Source organism: Leucobacter soli, assembly GCF_042659205.1.
Classification (GTDB): domain Bacteria; phylum Actinomycetota; class Actinomycetes; order Actinomycetales; family Microbacteriaceae; genus Leucobacter; species Leucobacter soli.
On sequence record NZ_JBHSRW010000376.1, the window covers coordinates 1 to 1312 of the forward strand.

Annotated in this window: 2 protein-coding genes; both read right to left on the reverse strand. The window is 71.9% G+C overall.

Annotated elements, in window-relative coordinates:
• A partial coding sequence (locus ACFPZL_RS13290) for a hypothetical protein (protein ID WP_382335844.1) occupies window positions 1-366 on the reverse strand: 366 nt, incomplete at its 3' end.
• 5 nt (window positions 367-371) lie between these two features.
• A partial coding sequence (locus ACFPZL_RS13295) for a helix-turn-helix transcriptional regulator (RefSeq protein ID WP_382335846.1) occupies window positions 372-1312 on the reverse strand: 941 nt, incomplete at its 5' end.

A 1312-nucleotide genomic window follows, 5' to 3' on the forward strand; every position in this document is an offset into this window, starting at 1 on the left:
CTCGCGCGCCGCCGCCAGCTCGCCCGTCACCGCACCGGCGACCAGCGGTTCGGGCGGCGCGATCCTCAACCCCTCGGCATCGACCCGGACGAGCCCGGCGCGCTCCAGCGCGAGCAGCGAGGCGCCGAGATCGATCCCCGGAGGCGCGATCTCGCGGATCTGCTCGATCGTGCGCGGCTTCCCCCGTTGCAGGCGCAGCAGCAGATCGAGAACACCTCCGTCGCGCAGCACCCCGGCGAGCACTGCGGCGTCACCGGCAGAGGCCTCATCGACAGAAACGTCGTCGACTGCAGCCTCGACGACAGCGGCATCGCCGACGACGGCGTCACCAACAAAGTCCTCGACCACCGCCACGCCACTGGCCACGGTACTCATCCTCTCCCCGCCGCCCAGGCCGCCCCGAGTTCGAACCGGGATCCGGTCCCGTACTCCGCCATCGCATCGGCGATGCGCCGCCGGACGGTGCGGAGGCCGATACCGAGGATCTCGGCGACCTGTTCGTCGGTCTTGCCCTCGCCGAGCAGCTCCAGCACCGACTGCCAGCCCTCCGCAGAAGGCGGATACGGCACGCCCGTCGCCCAGAGCGACTCGAAGAGCGCGTGCATCGCCCGCACCACCGGCGAGGCGTAGATGATCGCCATCCCCACCGGGGAGTCGGCGCCCCACGTGGTGGGGAACGCCGCCATGACGCGCTGGTCGACGTAGAACCAGCTCGGGATGCGCGGCGCGAGGCGCACGGTGATGCCGATCTCGACCATGCGGTCGAGCACCTCGCGATCGCGCGGATCGTCGGCGGCGGAATGGTGGAAGAGGTAGCGGATCCCGTAGTCCCCCGGAGCCAGCGCCTCCTCGAGGCTGCCGAGGACCGGCACGACGTACTCGTGGATCCAGGCCATGTCGGGCAGTGCGGCACTCGGGGTACCCGGCGGCACACGGGACGCGATCTCGAACCAGCGCGCCATCGCCGCATCGCCGCCCTGCGTGATCTCGCCCTGGATCTCCTGCCCCGCCGGCGCGGACCCCAGCTGCCACGCCTGCGAGAGCTCCGGCAGCCCCGAGATCAGTTCCATGAGGTCGCCGAGAGCACGGCGCTCCCGTTCGAGGCCGGCGGCGGCGAGCTCGCCGATCACTGTCTCGGGCGAGAGGAACTCCAGTTCGCCGTCCGCCTCGGAGAGAAATCCGGCGCGGATCAGCGCATCGATCACGGCGTCGGAGTCGGCGGCCGGGTTCCCGGTCTCGGGAACCGCCGCGCCGGATCGGGCCGTCGGCGTCGCAGCATCCGGATCGTCGCGGCCGGCGGCGGCGCCCAGCA